13 protein-coding genes are annotated in these 14,907 nt (G+C 66.7%); 5 read left to right on the forward strand and 8 right to left on the reverse strand.

The window, feature by feature from the left end; all coding sequences use genetic code 11:
- A complete protein-coding gene (locus ACMX37_RS04515) occupies positions 1–756 on the reverse strand; it encodes a glucose 1-dehydrogenase (RefSeq protein ID WP_483147705.1) in 756 nt (251 codons plus the stop codon).
- Positions 757–916: 160 nt separating this feature from the next.
- On the opposite strand from ACMX37_RS04515, the gene ACMX37_RS04520 reads away from it, so the two are divergent.
- From ACMX37_RS04520 to ACMX37_RS04530, 3 genes are read left to right on the forward strand one after another with little or no spacing between them, the layout of a single operon-like run.
- Positions 917–1,615 carry a carboxymuconolactone decarboxylase family protein gene (locus ACMX37_RS04520; RefSeq protein ID WP_483147706.1) on the forward strand — a complete coding sequence of 233 codons (699 nt, stop codon included), beginning with the start codon at positions 917–919 and terminating at the stop codon, positions 1,613–1,615.
- Positions 1,616–1,654: 39 nt separating this feature from the next.
- Positions 1,655–2,263, forward strand: coding sequence for a TetR/AcrR family transcriptional regulator (locus tag ACMX37_RS04525; protein ID WP_483147707.1), 609 nt, complete (start codon positions 1,655–1,657; stop codon positions 2,261–2,263).
- 58 nt (positions 2,264–2,321) lie between these two features.
- Entirely contained in the window at positions 2,322–3,341 is a 1,020-nt protein-coding gene (locus tag ACMX37_RS04530; protein ID WP_483147708.1) for an NADP-dependent oxidoreductase, read from the forward strand.
- Between the two features lie 4 nt (positions 3,342–3,345).
- Here ACMX37_RS04530 and ACMX37_RS04535 read toward each other — a convergent pair whose 3' ends face one another.
- From ACMX37_RS04535 to ACMX37_RS04565, 7 genes are all read right to left on the reverse strand, one after another.
- Positions 3,346–4,125 (reverse strand): SDR family NAD(P)-dependent oxidoreductase, encoded by a 780-nt coding sequence (locus ACMX37_RS04535; RefSeq protein WP_483147709.1) that lies wholly within the window; start codon positions 4,123–4,125, stop codon positions 3,346–3,348.
- On the reverse strand, positions 4,122–5,003 hold the full coding sequence (locus ACMX37_RS04540) for an SDR family NAD(P)-dependent oxidoreductase (RefSeq protein WP_483147710.1): 882 nt from the start codon (positions 5,001–5,003) through the stop codon (positions 4,122–4,124). Before ACMX37_RS04540 ends, ACMX37_RS04535 begins: the two co-directional genes overlap by 4 nt.
- The gene (locus ACMX37_RS04545; RefSeq protein ID WP_483147711.1) at positions 4,996–6,309 is read right to left on the reverse strand and encodes a spinster family MFS transporter; all 1,314 of its coding nucleotides are present in this window, start codon (positions 6,307–6,309) and stop codon (positions 4,996–4,998) included. Before ACMX37_RS04545 ends, ACMX37_RS04540 begins: the two co-directional genes overlap by 8 nt.
- A 98-nt stretch (positions 6,310–6,407) precedes the next feature.
- A complete protein-coding gene (locus ACMX37_RS04550; RefSeq protein WP_483147712.1) occupies positions 6,408–9,287 on the reverse strand; it encodes a TonB-dependent receptor plug domain-containing protein in 2,880 nt (959 codons plus the stop codon).
- A gap of 55 nt (positions 9,288–9,342) precedes the next feature.
- The gene (locus ACMX37_RS04555) at positions 9,343–10,422 is read right to left on the reverse strand and encodes a phosphotransferase family protein (RefSeq protein WP_483147713.1); all 1,080 of its coding nucleotides are present in this window, start codon (positions 10,420–10,422) and stop codon (positions 9,343–9,345) included.
- Complete coding sequence (locus ACMX37_RS04560) at positions 10,419–11,654, reverse strand: acyl-CoA dehydrogenase family protein (RefSeq protein WP_483147714.1); 1,236 nt, start codon at positions 11,652–11,654, stop codon at positions 10,419–10,421. The genes ACMX37_RS04555 and ACMX37_RS04560 overlap by 4 nt, the downstream gene beginning before the upstream one ends.
- Positions 11,655–11,736: 82 nt before the next feature.
- Positions 11,737–12,987, reverse strand: coding sequence for a DUF1254 domain-containing protein (locus ACMX37_RS04565; protein ID WP_483147715.1), 1,251 nt, complete (start codon positions 12,985–12,987; stop codon positions 11,737–11,739).
- 327 nt (positions 12,988–13,314) lie between these two features.
- On the opposite strand from ACMX37_RS04565, the gene ACMX37_RS04570 reads away from it, so the two are divergent.
- Together ACMX37_RS04570 and ACMX37_RS04575 are read left to right on the forward strand one after the other, a co-directional pair.
- On the forward strand, positions 13,315–14,019 hold the full coding sequence (locus ACMX37_RS04570) for a carboxymuconolactone decarboxylase family protein (RefSeq protein WP_483147716.1): 705 nt from the start codon (positions 13,315–13,317) through the stop codon (positions 14,017–14,019).
- 57 nt (positions 14,020–14,076) lie between these two features.
- A complete protein-coding gene (locus ACMX37_RS04575) occupies positions 14,077–14,904 on the forward strand; it encodes an enoyl-CoA hydratase/isomerase family protein (protein ID WP_023837064.1) in 828 nt (275 codons plus the stop codon).
- Positions 14,905–14,907 lie beyond the last annotated feature (3 nt).

Below are 14,907 nucleotides of genomic sequence, written 5' to 3' on the forward strand. Positions count from 1 at the left end.
CTACTGGGCGGTCGAGCCGCCGTCGACGACCAGCTCCGATCCGGTCATGTAGCGCGACCCGTCGCCCGCGAGGAACAGCATCGCGGAGGCGATTTCGTCGGGATCGCCGGCGCGGCCCATCGGGGTGTCGGCAAGCAGCTTGCCCGCCTGCGCGGGATCGTCGTGGACCTTCGATGTCAGCGGGGTGAGGACATGCCCGGGGTGGATCGAGTTCACCCGCACCCCGTTGCCGAGCGCCGCGCATTCCAGCGCCGTCGCCTTGGTGAACAGCCGGACCCCGCCCTTGGCCGCGCAATAGGACCCGGCAAACGGTGCCGCAGCAATCCCGCGGATCGACGACATGTTGATGATCGACCCGCCGTGACGCGACTTCGCCAGCAGCGGCAGCATCGCGCGCGTGCCGAGGAATACGCTGTCGAGATTGACCGCCAGGATTGCCCGCCATTCATCGAGCGTCGTGTCTGCGATCGACCGGAAGGCGCCGTAGCCCGCATTGTTTACCAGCACGTCGAGCCGGCCGAACGCGATCTCGATCGCCGCCGCAAGGTCGGCCCAGCCCGCCTCGTCGGTAACGTCGAGACCGAACGACAGGTGCCGTGCATCACCGAGTTCGGCAAGCGCGGCAGCGAGGGCCTCGGCATTGCGATCGGCAAGCACCACGGTCGCGCCCGCTTCGGCAAAGCGGATCGCCGTCGCCTTGCCGATGCCTGAAGCAGCGCCGGTCACCAATGCTATCCGATCCGTCAAGTCAGCCATGGGCCTCGTCCTGTCTTTTGCCGCGCCGAACAAGCGTTCGCACGCCCGCCGCCAGATGTCCGACCGACCGGTCGGTTGTCAACCTTTGCTTTCATCTTGACCGCCGTTCAGCCTCGGCGTAGCGCTTCGTCCGACCGGGCGGTCTAAGGAGAAAGAGAGAATGACGGATACGAACCCGCTATTGGCCAGCGGGCGCCTTCGTCAGAACGCTCCCAAAACGGTGGCCGGGTACCGGCTGTTTCGGCGGGTGATCGAGGAGGATGGCGCGCTGCAATCGTCCGTCAAGCGCCTGTTCCTTGCCGCCGCCGCCTGCACGAAGGGCTATCCCGACATGGCCGCGCGCGAGCTCGCTGCGGCAGCGGCTGCCGGACTCGAGCTTGAGCATGCCGCCTCGGCGATGACGATCCTTGCCAGCTCGCGCGGCGAGGGCGCGGCCATGCGGTTCGGCGCGGTGCTGCGCGACTGCTACGGCAGCGACGCGGTCATCGAGGCGGAAGTCACGCCCGTGCCGGTCGCCGCCGGCGAGGCCGCAGCCAACTTCCTCCAGTATTTCGGCCAGATGCCGCCGTCGCTCGGCAAGCTTATCGAGCTGGTGCCGACCGGGGCGGATGCCTATTACCTGATGCGCGAAGGCACGCTCACCGGCACCGCCCTGTCGCCCGCCCATGCCGAACTTTTGCTGGTTACGGTTCTGGCTGCCGACTACAGCGAATGGGCATCGGTACACATGGATGGCGCACGGCGCGCCGGCGCGAGCGAAGCCGAGATTGCCGAGGCGGTTCTTTGTGCCGTGCCGGTAGCGGGTTTGTCTGCCTGGGTCGTGGGTGCCACGGCCATGGGGAACGGCAAGCCCGGATGATCGCTTCACCCTGAACCGTTTTCGCTAGGAACAGATGCAATGGTCACCAAAGCCCTCAGGCCCCGTCCTCGCACAGAAGCCCATGACGAAAAGCGCGCCCTGATCATCGAAGGCTGCGCAACGCTGTTCGACAAGGTCGGCTATCACAACACCTCGATGCAGATGGTGGCGGACGAGGTCGGCCTCGGCAAGCCGACGCTCTACCACTATTTCCCGAGCAAGATCGCGATCCTCTACGCGATCCACGACACCCACATCATGAGCCTGCTGCGCAGCCTCGAAAGCCTGAAGGGCAAGGACCCGGCGGTGGTCCTGCAGGCGGCCTGTGCCGATATCCTGCGGCAGATCGCCACCCACCCGGGCTATGTCCGCGCCTTCATGGACAACTACCACGATCTCGAAGGCGAGATGAAGGACTCCATCCGCACCGCCCGCCGCACCTATTTCAACATGATCAAGGACGTGATCATCGAAGGTGCCGAAAGCGGCCAGTTCCGGACGACCGATCCGGTGCTGACCGCCTACGCCTTCCTCGGCATGGGCAACTGGGCGTACAAGTGGTACCCGGCCATGGCTGCGGATCGGACGCCGGAGGAGGTTGCGCAGGCCTTGTGCACGCCGTTCCTCGAAGGGCTGAAAGCGAAGTAGCCGGAATGCGCATCCGGTCGTTCCGAGGGCTGATTGCCGGCGGTCAGGAATCGCCCGCGTGACGCGCGTCCGTCGCTGGACGCTGGCCCGCCATCCGGAAGGACGGCTGGCCGAGAGCGATTTTGCCTTGGTCGACGGTGACGGCGGGACCCCCTCGCTTCAGCCTGGCGAGGTCCTGGTGCGCAACCGGATGTTCGCCGTCGCGCCGACGATCCGCAACTGGCTGCGGCCCGCTTCAACGAGCCAGCGCGCGGCGATACCCGTCGGCGGCACGATCCGGGGCATGGCCGCCTGCGACGTGATGGCCTCTGCCGATCCCGATTATCCCGTGGGCACGCGGATGATCGCCATGTCCGAGTGGGCCGACCGGGGCGTGATCCGCCCCGCGAAGGCGCCGGTTCCGGTGTTCCGGGTGCCCGAAGGCATGGAATTCGCCGAGGCCATGGGCCCGCTCTCGCTGAACAGCCTGACCGCCTATTTCGGCCTGCTCGAGGTCGGGCGCCCGCGCGCCGGCGAGACGGTGGTGGTCTCGGGCGCTGCGGGCTCGGTCGGGTCGGTCGTCTGCCAGATCGCCCGCATCAAGGGATGCCGGGTCATCGGGATCGCCGGCGGGGCGGAGAAGTGCGCACGGGTCGTGGCGGTCGGCAAGGCCGATGCCGCGATCGATTACCGTGCCGAGGACGTGCGCCAGCGTCTTCGGGAGCTTTGCCCGGAGGGGATCGATATCTTCTTCGACAATGTCGGCGGCGAACAGCTGCGTGCCGCACTCGATTGCATGGCTCCGCACGGGCGGGTCGTCGCCTGCGGCCAGATATCGACCTACGATCAGGGCGGCGCGGTGCAGACCGGGCTCGACATGATGAAGGTCGTCTACGGCCGCATCCGGATCGAGGGCTTCGTCGTGGGGGACTTTGTCGATCGTGCCGATGAGGCGCGCGAGCGGCTGGCCGCCTGGGTGCGCTCGGGCGACCTCGAGGTCAGCGTCGATCTGCGCAGTGGCCTCGAGGCGCTCCCCCGCGCGCTGGTCGACCTGTTCAGCGGTGCCAACCGGGGCACGGTGCTCGTCGTCAACGATTGAGCCGCTATCCGGCCAGCGTGCCGCCATCGACGACCAGTTCGGCTCCCGTCATGTAGGACGAGGCCTCGCTGGCAAGGAACAGGATGGTCGCGGCGACCTCCTCGGCGGTGCCGCCACGTTGCAGGGGAATCCCCGATACGCGACGGGCGAGCGCCTCCGGTTCCAGTGCAGCGCGGGCCAGCGGCGTCTCGATGAAGCCGGGATGGACCGAGTTGACCCGCACCCTCTGACCCAGCGCTGCGCATTCCAGAGCTGCAGCCTTCGTGAACATCCGCACCGCGCCCTTCGCGGCGCAATAGGCGGTAAAGTCCGCACCCCCGATCATGGCGCGGACCGAGGATACGTTGACGATCGCGGAGGCTGCGCGCACCGCCCGGGAAGGATGTCTGGCAAGCAATGGCAGCATCGCCCTCGTGCCCAGAAACACGCTGTCGCAATTGACGGCGAGGCATGCCCTCCATTCCGCCAAGGACGTATGCGCGATGGGCCGAGGCTGCGCCGTTCCCGCGTTGTTGACCAGAATGTCGAGCCTGCCGTGCCGCGCGTCGAGGGCGGCGGAGAGAACCTGCCAGCCCGTCTCGCTCGTGACGTCGAGGTGCCATGCGACGTGCCGAGCGCTTCCCTCGCAGCTGCTCAATGCCGCCGCCAGCCTTTCTTCATCGCGGTCCACCAGCCAGACCACGGCGTTGTTTCGCGCCAGGGCGCGCGCGGTCGCGAGACCGATGCCGGACGCGGCACCCGTGACGACGGCAATCGCGCCGTCCAGCGAACTGTCGGCACTCACTCCGCCGCCCGGCCGAGGGATTCCATGCGGCTCATTTCGACGATGCTGGCAAAGCTCGGATTGGCGCGCGCGAGAATGCTGTCCGCCCGGTCGCGGATCGCCGCGTCGAAGGCGTCGGTGGTGAAGGCGTAGAAGCGGTCTTCCGCGATGGCGTCGAAGGCGATCGCGGCGGCCTCCTCCGGGCCGAGCGCGTTGCGGTAGAGGTCGTCGCGCATGGCATCGAGATCGGCGGACTCGACCGGCTTCTCGTGGTCGGCAAGGGCGGCGGGCCGCAGCCGCTCGGCCTCGTAGATCTGGGTCCGGACGAGCCCAGGGCAGAGCATCGTCACCCCGATCGGCGCCCCGACCTGCTTCAGCCCGGCATGAAGCGCCTCGGTCACGCGGACCATCGCATGCTTGGCGGCCCCGTAGCAGGCCGAGCCCGAACCACTGACGAAGCCGGCGACCGATGCCGTGTTGAGGATGTGCCCCGGGCGCCCACCGGCGATCATGCGCGGAACAAAGGCCCGCAGGCCGTGGGTGACGCCGTAGAGATTGACCCCGATCGACCACTGCCAGTCGCCCGCAGTGTATTCCCAGACGAGCCGGTGACGCCCGCCAGGGACTATGCCGGCATTGTTGCACAGCAGGTCGACCGCCTCGAACCGCTCGTAGGTCGCATCGGCCAGCCCCTTGACGCTGTCCTCGTCGGACACGTCGCAGTGCACGACCAGAGTCTCGACGCCCGTGAGCCCACCGGCAACGGCGCGCGCGTCATCGGTCGCGACATCCGCCAGGACCACGTTCATCCCCAGCGCGCCTGCTCGTGCGACAAGCGCCGCGCCGATCCCGCTGGCCGCGCCGGTGATCACGGCGGTCCTGCCGGCAAAGTCACGCATTCTGTCCCTCCGCAATTGCAACCGCATCATGTTCCACTTTGTCAGCATAGAAGCGCGCCGCGTGGAAGAAGAGCCACACCGAAACGAGCGAAGGCACCAGTGCGACCACCAGGGCATAGTGCAGGCCATCGGTGCCGATCAGGAACGCGATCCTGTCGCTGAGCATTCCCGTCAGCCACGGCCCGAGCCCGAGGCCGAAGAGGTTGAATGCCAGCAGCAGCACCGCCTGCCCCAGCGCGCGCATGTTGGGCGGCGTCACCGATTGGGTCGCGGCGACCAGAGGACCGTAATAGGCGGTCATCATCACCGCCGCCACGAGCGCGCTGGCTATCGACAACTCCGCGGACTGGGCGAGATACTGGACCAGCGTGAAGGGCAGCATGGCCGCGACCGATGCCGAGATGATCCAGACCCGCCACCGCGCGTCGCGGCGACCCAGCACGTCGGCAAGGACACCGCTCAGGTACATGCCGAGGCCGCCGGCGACACCTCCGAGCAGCGCCATCAGGCCGGACACCTGCGTCAGGGTCAGCCCGTGGGTGCGCGAGAAGAACGGCGCGTTCCAGGTCATCATCGCATATTGCGAAAAGCCGTGAAGCATCCCGGCGATAACGATGTAGCGGTAGGCCTTGTTGCGCCAGAACATCCCGAGCGCCGCTCTTAGCGGCGGGGGCGGTGCGAGGGTGACGTCGGCATGTTCGGACTGCCCCCGGGGCGGTTCCTTGATCATCGCGAACAGCACCGGTGCGAGGAGCACCCCTATCCCGCCCACGATGAAGAAGGCCTCGCGCCATCCCACCGCGCTCGCCAGCCAGCCGGTCGCCGAATACCCGACGAGCAGGCCGACCGGCAGGGCAAGGCCCCAGACCGCAAGCGCGCTCGCACGGCGATCGGCCGGGTAGTAGTCGGCGATGAGAGAGACGCTCGCCGGCACGCTGCCCGCTTCGCCGATCGCGACACCGATCCGGAAGAAGGCAAGGCTGGCAAAGCCGACCGCGAACCCGCACATCGCCGTCATCGCGCTCCACACCGCCAGCGAAGCGACGATGATCCAGCGGCGGCTGAACCGGTCGGCCAGCCGGGCTATGGGCAGGGACAGGGTGGCGTAGAACAGGGCAAAGGCAAATCCCGTGAGCGCGCCGAGCTGACCGTCGCTGAGGCCGAGTTCGTGCTTGATCGGGATCTGCAGGATCGAGAGGATCGTGCGGTCGACGTAGTTGAAGGCCGAGACGATGAACAGTGCGAAGAGGGCCAGCCGGTACCGGCCCCCTTCGCCTGCTCCGTGCAATTCACCGGCGCGGTTCATCGCGGGTCGGGTCCGAGGGCACCTGCGCACTGCTGCCGCACATGCCCTCGTGGCCGGAAGGCCGATCGGCCGATATCTGATCGAGATTTCATCCCCGGTCAGAACGCGAAACGCACGCCGGCTGTCAATGTCCGGCCCGCGACGTTGTAGAGTGTCCACAGCGTCGGGTAGATCAGGCCGGGCGCCGCGTTGGCGGCCACCAGCGGCGGCTTGCGATCGAACAGGTTCGTGGCGGTCAGGAAGAGCTGGGGCTCTCCGGGCAGATCCTCGAACTGGTAGGAAACGGTCGCGTCGGTGTAGAACACCGGCTTCACGTCCGGCACGGCATAGACGTTGGCGATGTCGCCCGGGATGTTGCCGATCTTGACCTTCCCGATGACGTTTTCCTGGACGAAGGCGTTGAAGCCGCCGTTGCTGTAGTTCAGGCTGAAATTGCCCCTGAACCTCGGGAAGGCGAAGCTGGTCTGGCTGTTGATCCCGTGTCCCGCCCGGTCAAGCACCGGGGCGATGGAGTTGGTCTGTTCGACGAAGCGGTCGAGGTAATTCGCCGACGCGCCGAAGGTCAGCTCGCCCTCGCCCAGTGGAACGCGGTAGGTGGCCGACAAATCGACGCCGCTGGTGCGCAGGAAGCTGATGTTCTGGGTGATCAGCCGGACTTCGGTCGGGAAGTTGGCCGGCGTGCGATCGCTGAACGGGAGCGGCCTCGTGATCAGGTCACAGGTCGGCGAGGTGCCGTTGGAAACCTCGCATTCGTTGATGACGTCGGCGAGCCCCTGCTGGGTGATCGCGCCCTCGATCTTGATGTCGTAATAGTCGATCGAGAGGTTGAACCCGGGCAGGAAGCCCGGACTGAACACCACACCGGCCGAGAACGTGTCGCCCACCTCCGGTCTGAGATTGGGATTGCCGCCGGTCAGCTGCCGGACCGAGCCGCCCGACTGGGTATGCGGGTCGGTGAAGTTCACGGCCGCGGTCTGGGTGCCGGCGAACAGCTCGAACAGCGAGGGTGCCCGGATGTCGCGCGAACGCGTGACGCGGAACATGATGTCCTCGACGGGCTTGTAGACCGCGCCGAGCTTCCAGGTCTCGACCTGTCCGCTGGTGCTGTAGTCGGTGATGCGTCCGGCGGCATTGAGGCTCAGCTCGGCGGCGAAGGGGCGGTCCTTGAGCACCGGGACGGCGACTTCGGCGAACACCTCCTTCACGTCGAGATCGCCGGCCGCAACGCCGATATTGGTGTTGTTGAACACTGTGCGGCGGTTGGCCGGAATGCCCCTGAGACCGGTGAGGTCGAGCGGGATCGCGGGATTGGAGTTGGAGGTGAGATCGAGCTTCTGCTTGCGGTACTGGGCACCCAGCGCGACCGACACGGCTCCTGCGGGAAGATCGATCAGATCGCCCTGCGCGGTAAGGGTGAAGTCATCGGTGGTGTTCTTCGCCCGGTAGCGCGAATCGCCCAGCGCCCACTGGATGGCGGCTTCGCTCGGGGTGCCCCGGCCGAAGACGTTGATCGGGGTGCAGCCTGGATAGAGCCCCGGATTGGTCAGTTCCACGCGGCAGACGATTTGCCCGCTCGGCGCCCGGACCGCATCGAGTGCGGCCGCGAGGCGCTGGATCTGGAACTGTGTCTGGCGGAAGTTCGTGACCGAATTGCCGTGGGTGTAATCGGCCCTGAGCGCCCAGCTCCCGCCGAGGTCCCATTCGAGCCCGGTGTTCACGACATAGGAATCCACGGCCTCGCGGGTCGGGATGGGGCCAAGATCGTCGATGAAGCGGAACATCACGAAGCTGCCGTTGGGCCCGAGCTGGGACTGGACCGAGGGCTGCAGGAAGGCATTGCCGCTGAAGAAGGTGAAGCCGAGGATCGAGGCCTTGGCCTGCGTGTCGTAACTGGTGACGCTGCGGGTGTAGGTGCCCTGTACGTGGGCGGTGACAGTGTCGCTGAAGTCGTAGGAAAGCCGGGCGAAACCCGAGGTGTTGGTCAGCGGCGCGATCAGCGTGTTGCTGCCGGGCAGGTACAGGCCGTCTCCGCCGACGAAGGTACCTGCCGTTCCGGTCGGCGTCCCGCGAACGACCGGGCGCAGGGTGCCGTCGGGATTGAAGATGGTGTTGTTGATGGCCGGCGTATTGGCGCTGGTGACGATCCCGTTGTTGAAATCGTTGGCGCCCAGACGCAGGTTGGGGAGGAAGATGAGGGGGTTGGCGGCGCGGCCCGCCGGTCCGCCTCCAACTACCGATCCGACCGCACCATAGGCGTCGTTGCCGTAGATCCGGTCGCCGCGGGTGATGCCCTCGCTGTCGAAACGCTCGAGCGAAACCAGAAGGCGACCGCGATCGCCGGCGAAGCCCAGGCCGGCGGCAAGGCCCACTTTGTAGTTGCCAAGGTCGCCGCGCGTGGATGCGCCGTATTGGGCGATGCCCTTGATGCCGTCGAAGTTCTTGTCGAGGACGTAGTTGATGGCGCCGCTGATCGCATCCGAGCCGTAGGCCGCCGAGGCGCCGCCAGTCACCACATCGACACGCTGAACCAGCAGGTTCGGAAGCGTGTTGACGTCGACCGCACCGCGGAAGGTGGTCGGCGGAACCCGCAGGCCATCAAGCAGGATGAGCGCACGAAGCGGCCCCACACCGCGCAGGTTCAGAAGGTTGCCGTGTTCTCCGCTGTTGCCCTGCAACTGCGAGTTGGAGGCCGGTCCGACCGAGTTGACGAACTGGGGCAGCTTGTTGAGCGCGTCGGCCAGGTTCGTGGGCGTTGCCTTCTCGAGCTCGGCCGTGTTCGCGACGGTGACCGGGGTCGGCTGGTTGTAACCATCGCGGAGCACCCGCGTGCCGGTCACGACAATGGCTTCAGCGGCGCTGTCCGATTGACGGGCTGCGTCCGAACTGTCGGCCGGCGCCGTCTGCGCCGTGGCAGGCGCCGCAATGCCGGCAGCAAGCGCGCCCAAACCGACGGCGCATACGAGTGCATTCTTTCTCATTGTCCAATCCTCTTCCCCACTCTGGTTTTTTATGATTGTCTGAAGATGTGTTCGCCTAGGTCGCGCCAGCCTCCTGCGCCGATTGCCAGGCGGCCCGCGCCAGCGGGTTGATCCGCAGGATGATCTCTCCCGCATTCGCGGCGGTCTGGACGCCATCGCGGCTGCGTCCGGCGATTCCCTGAAGAATCGCTGCGATCCGGAACAGGTTGAATGCGGTGTAGAAGGGGTCGGTCGGGTCGACATCGAACCCGGTACGCTCGCGATACTTCTCCGCATAGGCGCGCGCTGTCGGTATGCCCAGAAAGCCGAGATCGGCACCCTTGAGCGTGCCGCGCACGTCCACCCCTTCCGGGCGGAACCACTCCATCATGTGATAGGTGAGGTCACCCAGCGGGTCGCCGAGCGTGGACAGCTCCCAGTCGATCACCGCCGCCACTTCCGGCCGGTCGGGATGAACCAGCAGGTTGTGGAACGAGAAATCGCCGTGGATGATCGTGGTGCGCTCCGCCCCGGCCGGGATCGCGCCCGGCAGCCACGCCATGAGCTTGTCCATCTCGGGAATGTCGACCGTGCGCGAGGCCTCGTATTGCCGGGCCCAGCGGGCGATCTGGCGGGCGAAGTAATTGCCGGGCCTGCCATAATCCTCGAGACCGAGTGCCGCGAAGTCGACGGTATGGAGCCTCGCGAGGGCGGCATTCGCCGAATCGTAGACCGCAGCGCGTTCCTCGGCGGACAGCGTCGGCATCCGCGGGTCCCAGAAGGAACGGCCGGGCACATGGCGCATCACGTAGAACATCGTGCCGATGACGTCGTCCTCGGCGCACAGCACCAGCGGTTCCGGAACGGGAAGACCGGCGCCAAACAGCGCCTTCGTCACGCGGTATTCGCGGTCGACGGCGTGGGCCGAGGGCAGCAGGACGCCGGCGGGCTTGCGCCGCAGGACATAGCGGCCGCTGGCGGCGTGAAGCAGGTAGGTCGGGTTCGATTGCCCGCCCTGGAACTGCTCGACCCGGATCGGACCGCGAAACTCCTTCAGCGCCCCCTCGAGGAAGCGCGCAAGGCGTCGCTCGTCGAAGGCAGATCCTTCGGACACCGCTTCGGTCTGCCCGATCATGGCCGCCGGCTGTGACGTCATGCCACTTCGTCGCGCGGATATTTGGAAAGTTCGAGCCGCGCGAGCTGCCGTTCGTGGACCTCGTCGGGTCCATCGGTAAGCCGCACGATCCGGGTGTTGGCCCACAGCTCGGCGAGCCCGAAATCCTCGGTCACCCCGCCACCGCCATGCGCCTGGATCGCGTCGTCGACGATCTGCTGCGCGATCTTGGGCGCCGCGATCTTGATCATCGCGATTTCGGCCCGGGCTTCCTTGTTGCCGACCGTGTCCATCTTCCACGCGGCCTTGAGGCACAAAAGGCGCGCCATCTCGATCTGGCAGCGCGCGTTGGCGATGCGCTGTTCCCAGACCGAATGCTCGGCGATGACCTTGCCGAATGCACGGCGGCTCTGCAGGCGGCGGCACATCTTCTCGAGCGCGACTTCCATCGTGGCGATGTTGCGCATGGTGTGATGGATACGGCCCGGCCCGAGGCGCCCTTGCGCGATCTCGAAACCGCGCCCTTCGCCGAGCAGCATGTATTCCGCCGGGACGCGGACGTTCTCGAGCTTCACCTCGAAATGGCCGTGGGGGGCGTGGTCGTAACCGAACACCGGCAGGTGGCGCACGATCGTCACGCCGGGGGTGTCGCGCGGCACGATGATCATCGATTGCTGGTTGTAGGCCGGCGCGTCGGGATCGGTCTTGCCCATCAGGATGAAGAAATCGCAGCGCGGATGGCCGGCGCCCGAGGACCACCACTTGCGGCCGTTGATCACATAGTCGCCGCCATCGCGCCGGATTTCGGTCTGGATGTTGCGTGCATCGGAGGACGCCACCGCCGGCTCGGTCATCAGGAAGGCCGAACGCGTCAACCCGTCGCGCAGGGGAACGAGGAAACGCTCCTTCTGTTCGCGCGTGCCGTAGCGGTGCAGCACCTCGAAGTTGCCGGTGTCGGGCGCCATGCAGTTGAAGATCTCGCTGGCGATCGGCACCCGGCCCATCAGTTCGGCGATGGGCGCATATTCGAAGTTGGTGAGGCCGGGGCTGGTGAAGAACTCGTCGTCATGCTCGGAAGGCGGCATGAAGAAGTTCCACAGACCCTCGGCGCGGGCCTTTGCCTTCAGCTCGTCGAATACCGGCGGGATCTCGGTCCAGCGGTCGATCCGCTCCATCTGTTCGTGATAGGTCGGCAGGGCGGGGATGATGTGCATGTCCATAAAGACGCGCACCCGCTCCATCCATTCACGCGACTTGGCCGACTGCTCGAACATTCCCTCGCCTCCCAGCGCGCCGGACTCGTTCGTCCGGTCGGTCGAGTGTTTGAGTAATCGACCGACCGGTCGGGTGTCAATGTCACTTTCGCCAGTCCGCGGGCATTTCCTCGATGGCGGGCGGCAACCATCTGCGATTCCTCGCATCTTCGGCGGGACGGTAGAGCCGGAGCATCACGGTGAAGGGTTCGGACGGCACCGGCAGCCAGTTCGCCCCGCCATCGGCGGGCGCATCGTGCTGGAGCCTGATCTCGATCGAACCGTCGGCGCCGCGCACGAGGCCGGGCGTGCGGTCGCCGATCGAATAGCGGCCGACGGGATTGGCCACCAGGAAGCCCCTGGCGTAGTAGACCGTCGCAGACCAGAACGCCTCAGCGGGCGGGAGCTCTTCCGCCCGGAACCGCAGCACATAGGACGAATTGCCGTCGAGCGTCCGGCCTTGCGAATCGCGTTTCGCGATCATGTAGATCGCCTCGTGCGCGGGCAGGACATAGATCTGGTCCATCGCCACCGCCGCCCGCAGCAGCAGGTCGCTGCCGAACGCGGCCCCGCGATAATTGACGGTCCAGCCGTTGACGTTCGTGCCGAGGTCGCGGGTGCGCTGTTCGATGGCGGAACGGGCCTCCGTAAGACCTTGCGCGATCCTTGGCAGGGCTTCCGCGGGGAGGCAGCGCGGATCGAAGGTCCGGCCCGGCGCGAGGCCGAGCGGGGCGAGCGAGCGGACGATTCGCCGGTCCGATCCGGCCGGGCGCCAATCCTCGAGCACCGCGCCCAGCATCCCGAGAAAGGCCGCAGGATCATCCGTGGGCGGTTCGCGCCGCGCGATCGGCGCCTGCGGCATGATCGGCGCTTCGCGGTCGCGGCCGTCGCGGAAATCCTCCCAGGTCCGCAGCCGCATCAGGTCCTGGAGCTGCCAGACCTCGGCAAAGTCCGCCGCGTCCCGCACCAGTGTCCGGCCGGCCAGCATGAGGTAGCGTTGCGTCGCGCGAACGCCGATCATGCCCGGCGGGAGGGGATGATCCTGCCCGGGGCCCTGGATCAAGACCGGCGGCAGCCGGGACCCGTGCGTGGACTGGCCGAGGGCCAGGTCGGTCGAGGTATCGGCCTGCCCCATCTGGAAGGTGTAGTAGCGGGCACCGAAATCGGGCGCCTCGAACACGAAGGGTCCCGCCGCGGTGTCGATCCATGCGAGGCTGTAGAGCGTGTCGTTGTTGGGGGCGACACCCTGCCGGGTTTCCGGTGTCGCGAGCGCGCGGGCGTGCCCCAGCCGGTTGATCGGCGCGCCGGCCGTCGTCGCGGGGCGCGGCCGCAGCGGATCTTCGGGCAGGGTCATGTTCTGACGCAGCTGCGCCGCGCGGATCAGCGGATAGCCCCATATGTAGGCTTCCGCCGCAAGCCGGCGATAATCGACTCGCGTCGTCGTGCAGCCGGGGCGCCCGCCTTCAGCCAGAGCCGCACTCGCAAGGCATGCGACCGCGCCTAGAAGCAGCAATCTCCAGACGTGGACAAGCATCGGTATTCTCCTCGATATCTGCCCGCGGCTCGGGCCCGCACCACCGCGACGGCAGCCATCGACTGTCAAAGTGGACAGGATCATTCTGCCCAATCCGGATTGACACCCGACCGGTCGGTCGAACATAAGAGGCGCAGAGAGGACACGATGACTCGCACAAGTCAACTGGATCAGGTCAGCTTCCTGAACGGCCATGCGCCGTACACGCTGGCGGGCTATGCCCGCTTCCGCGAGATCATCGATTCCGACGGCGCCGTCCCCGCCAGGCTGAAGGCGCTGTTCGCCTCCGTCGCCGCGATCGACCGGCGCTATCCCGACCTTGCGCGCCGGGAACTGGCACGGGGCGCGGCGCTGGGGCTGACTTTGCGCGAAGTCACTGCCGGCATGATCGTGCTTGCCAGCCTGCGCGGCGAAGGCGCGGCCATCGAATTCGCAGGCGTCGTCGCGGACATCTTCGCAAGCCCCGGTGCACCCACCGCCGAGCCGGCGGGCGATGTCGCGCCCGGCGAAGCGGAAGCCAATTTCCGGAGCTATTTCGGCACCATCCCCGCGCCTCTGGCGCAACTGATCCGGCTCGTCCCTGCCGCAGCCGACGCCTACTACCTGATGCGGCGCGGCAGTATCGATGCCAATCCGATCTCGGCCAAGGAGGGCGAGCTTCTGCTGCTGGCGATCCTTGCCGCGGGTTACAGCCCGATGGCGGCCACCCACGTGCGCGGCGCCCGCAATGCCGGGGCGACAGACGAAGAGATTGCCGAGGCCGTGCTCTGCGCGGTTCCGTCCGCAGGCATCGCCGCCTGGATGGCGGTCGGCGCGATGCTCGAGCCCGTGACGCCCGAAGCGGCACCCTGATTACCCAAAACCGACACGCGGAGTGATCCGCACCGAAATCTTGAATGGAGATAAAACATGGCAAGCGAATACGTTTACAAGCAGCCGGTCCACGAAGAGACCGACGTGATCCAGTACGAGGTCGCGGACAACGGGATCTGCATGATCTGGCTGAACCGTCCCCACAAGCGCAACTGCGTCAGCCCCAAGCTGCTGCGCGATCTGGAAGCGGCGGTCGACCGGGCGGCCGAGGATGACAAGGTTCTCGCCGTGGTGTTCCGCGGCCGCGGCAACACCTTCTGTGCGGGCGCGGACCTCGACCAGCTCGTCGGCCCGGTGCTCCACGAGAGCAGCACCTCGCTCCAGCTCGCGATCGATTCGGCGCGCACCTACGACAAGATCTACAACATGAAGAAGCCGACCATCGCCTGCGTCGAAGGCTACGCGGTCGCCGGCGGGTTCGAGCTGTTCATCTCCTGCGACTTCGCGATCGCTGCCGACGACGCCAAGATCGGTGACTTCCACATCCGTCGCGCGCTGTTCGGCGGGGCCGGGCCGATCTACCGCCTGCCGCGCTACATCGGCATGCGCAAGGCCAAGGAACTGATGCTCACCGGCAAGCTCCTGTCGGGCAAGGAATGCGTCGAATGGGGCCTGTGCAACGCCTCGGCACCGGGTGAGGAACTGGACCAGCTGATCCAGGACTTCTGCGCGCCGCTGATCGACAAGAGCCCGTTCTGCATGTGGATGACCAAGATGGCGGTCAACCGCGGGCTCGATGCCGACACCAACTCGCTGATCGCGCTCGAGACGATGACCTGCAACGTTGTCCACCACTCGGCCGATGCCAAGGAAGGCGTCGCCGCCTTCCTGGAGAAGCGCAAGCCGGTCTGGACGGGCAAGTAAGCC

Source organism: Porphyrobacter sp. THAI-01a (assembly GCF_056868655.1).

Coding starts and splice junctions, on each gene's coding strand:
- ACMX37_RS04515 (WP_483147705.1), bottom strand. CDS start 756: ATGGCTGACTTGACGGATCGGATAGCATTGGTGACCGGCGCTGCTTCA.
- ACMX37_RS04520 (WP_483147706.1), top strand. CDS start 917: ATGACGGATACGAACCCGCTATTGGCCAGCGGGCGCCTTCGTCAGAAC.
- ACMX37_RS04525 (WP_483147707.1), top strand. CDS start 1,655: ATGGTCACCAAAGCCCTCAGGCCCCGTCCTCGCACAGAAGCCCATGAC.
- ACMX37_RS04540 (WP_483147710.1), bottom strand. CDS start 5,003: ATGCGTGACTTTGCCGGCAGGACCGCCGTGATCACCGGCGCGGCCAGC.
- ACMX37_RS04545 (WP_483147711.1), bottom strand. CDS start 6,309: ATGAACCGCGCCGGTGAATTGCACGGAGCAGGCGAAGGGGGCCGGTAC.
- ACMX37_RS04550 (WP_483147712.1), bottom strand. CDS start 9,287: ATGAGAAAGAATGCACTCGTATGCGCCGTCGGTTTGGGCGCGCTTGCT.
- ACMX37_RS04555 (WP_483147713.1), bottom strand. CDS start 10,422: ATGACGTCACAGCCGGCGGCCATGATCGGGCAGACCGAAGCGGTGTCC.
- ACMX37_RS04560 (WP_483147714.1), bottom strand. CDS start 11,654: ATGTTCGAGCAGTCGGCCAAGTCGCGTGAATGGATGGAGCGGGTGCGC.
- ACMX37_RS04565 (WP_483147715.1), bottom strand. CDS start 12,987: ATGACCCTGCCCGAAGATCCGCTGCGGCCGCGCCCCGCGACGACGGCC.
- ACMX37_RS04570 (WP_483147716.1), top strand. CDS start 13,315: ATGACTCGCACAAGTCAACTGGATCAGGTCAGCTTCCTGAACGGCCAT.
- ACMX37_RS04575 (WP_023837064.1), top strand. CDS start 14,077: ATGGCAAGCGAATACGTTTACAAGCAGCCGGTCCACGAAGAGACCGAC.